A 2512-nucleotide genomic window follows, 5' to 3' on the forward strand; every position below is an offset into this window, starting at 1 on the left:
AAACGATCCACAAAAATATCGATTAACCTGACTTCGTTATTAGCATCAACAGCACTATCAAGCGAAACCGGGAAAAGGTAGGTTTGTTCCCTGTTTTGTCCTTTGATAAATTTCATACCCGAAGATACAGAATGTATGTTTTTTGAAGTGTTTATATAGGAGTGAGTTTTTAACAATATGCAGTTAGTTTTTAGACAGTCTGACGGTTTGTGGTCGAGTAGGCAAAGGGAATTTCACCCTAAGCCTCTCACAGAACCGTACGTGACAGTCTCCCGTCATACGGCTCTTCTAATTTAATCTACAAATAAAAGCTCATCCTCTTTCAAGTTGGCAAATTGTATTTTTAAACTAGCTAACCCCTTTGCTCCATTCCCATTACAGGAACTTCATCACTACTACGAGTTAGTCCGCCCCTACATGATGCTTTGATATTCTGCCTTCAGGTTGTACCTGTTGTGCATTTCTCTTTACATCATCATGCAGGTTCCCGAGTTCCGTAATTAAGCCCAGATAAAGTTCATGCCACCTGAATGACGCCAGCCATACGGAAAATAAACAGGTTGCCTCCGTATTTAGTATTTTTCAATACTACTTTTCACTCCGCCACATACTTCGTAGCTTTTGACTGGATGTATGCACTTCTCGACACCTCATCAGTGGTTACGGTTAGTTCATCTCCTTTATCCATACCTGACAATGCTCGTGGCAAAGCCTTTTCCTAAACGCTCAGCACCTTGGCTCTTTACCAAAGCACCTTTAGGCGGTTTGAAGCCCTCTCCTGCAAGACAACTTCGGTGGGTCGGTTGCTCGTTTGCAACTTCCACCATCTCAATTACAGCATGCAATGAATGTTTATTGCCGTTCATTGCTTCTCGGCACACTATTTGTAGTGCGGGATTAAAAGTACGAAACTTTCAATTACGCACGAGGCCAATTCGTTTATTCAATATTTCATGTTTTCCGTCAATCGTCAAATACGAATTGGCGGTGTTGCAACAACGAACTACAGCCTAACAAACCACTGAAACCCGCATACATATGACACTTTATTAGGCAAAGTTATTATTCACTATTTATCATTCTCACTGTGTATTCTAAAATGTTGTCATTTACGTCTTCTAAGAATGTATCAGGTTTAAGTCCACCTATAGTCAACTCTCCACTTGGTCTAATATATCTTTTAGCCGAACACCAAACCCAAAGTCCACTATTGGGTAAATCGAATGGATAAATATCACCAAATTCGTTTACTTCAGACTTTGTTTGTTCTCCTATAATATGACCAATTTCATAATCCTTAATAACTGTTGCAAAACCTAAAGCCGTAGAAAATGTATTTTTATTTATCAACAAATATGTTTTCCCGTTAAATCTATGCTTGATATTTTTAGGGTTTTTAAATCCCTTCATGTCTTCATATACCTTTCCAATAGGTGTTTGTTTATAATCGTTTATTTGTTTAATAAATATCAAAAAGGGTTTAAACCACCATGAAAAATATCCTCTCATATAAGTATAATATTGTTCACTTCGTTTTATAAGAATTTTTGAATTTGCCTTATAAGGTTTGCTATATATACACGAGATTAAATAATCTGCTAATTCCGAATTACCCCCAGGATTGTTCCTAATGTCTATGATTAGATTGTCGATAGAATCATTGTGAATCCTTGCAAAAACACTATCAACATTATTATAAAAATCCCTTTTATCAATAACAAAATCCTTCACAGAAAGATACCCTATATTTCCTTCTAATTTTTTATATGTATTTATCTTCTTACTATCAGAATGCGCTTTATCGAAATTGGATTTATTATCCTCTTCATCAGATAATTCAGGAAACTTTATTTGAGTATGACCATCATTAATTGAATTAATAAAGGAGTTTAAGGTTTGTCGTAATTCAAGTCTTGTAATGTCATCTGTTATAGTTTGTTTTACAGAATCAGCTTTTTTATAAAAGTTGTTTCTTGTTATATAGGAAAATGGATTGGGGTGAACTTGCTTAATTGTTTTAACCATAAAATCTATATCTTCATGGATTAACTCCTTTGGAATTGTCTTGTTCCATTGAAGAGTGTCAATTTCTTTGTGCTGAGAAAAGAAATGTTCCATTGGATTTTTTTGTATTTCAAATCCAGTTGTAGAAGTAATTGCAACACAGATTAATACAAATGCAAAAGAAATTATTATTAATCTGAATATTATCCTTTTCAATTTTATCATTATTAGTAGAGATGTATTGATTTAATTTTGCCTAAAACGGTTAGTATATGAAAAGTAGGCGATTTCGAAGCACCAAACTTTCGGATTTGTACAAGGTTTGATACGAGCCAAAAACCTTGAATTTACTGATGTTTCGCCTATTTTTTATATACATTGTGTGTGCCCAGCATGAGCATGTGCGCACCTATTTAAAAGCTCTGAATAAATTCGTAAAATACAAATTTTTTGGGAGTAATTAAACATAAGTGTGCATGAAAATATTCCAGAGGGTGTAAGTCCCTTA

2 protein-coding genes are annotated in these 2512 nt (G+C 34.7%); one reads left to right on the plus strand and one right to left on the minus strand.

The window, feature by feature from the left end:
- Positions 1 to 530 precede the first annotated feature (530 nt).
- Positions 531 to 722 carry a hypothetical protein gene (locus HOG71_16675; protein MBT5992484.1) on the plus strand — a complete coding sequence of 64 codons (192 nt, stop codon included), beginning with the start codon at positions 531 to 533 and terminating at the stop codon, positions 720 to 722.
- A gap of 340 nt (positions 723 to 1062) precedes the next feature.
- Here the strand turns inward: HOG71_16675 and HOG71_16680 are convergent, their stop codons facing one another.
- Positions 1063 to 2118, minus strand: a complete 1056-nt coding sequence (locus tag HOG71_16680; GenBank protein MBT5992485.1) for a hypothetical protein — start codon at positions 2116 to 2118, stop codon at positions 1063 to 1065.
- Between the last annotated feature and the right edge of the window lie 394 nt (positions 2119 to 2512).

The sequence above is a fragment of the Bacteroidota bacterium genome (genome assembly GCA_018698135.1).
Lineage (GTDB): Bacteria > Bacteroidota > Bacteroidia > CAILMK01 > JAAYUY01 > JABINZ01.

What these genes read in the sequence shown, in the direction of transcription:
- HOG71_16675 (MBT5992484.1), top strand. Translation starts at nt 531, where the DNA reads ATGACGCCAGCCATACGGAAAATAAACAGGTTGCCTCCGTATTTAGTA.
- HOG71_16680 (MBT5992485.1), bottom strand. Translation starts at nt 2,118, where the DNA reads ATGGAACATTTCTTTTCTCAGCACAAAGAAATTGACACTCTTCAATGG.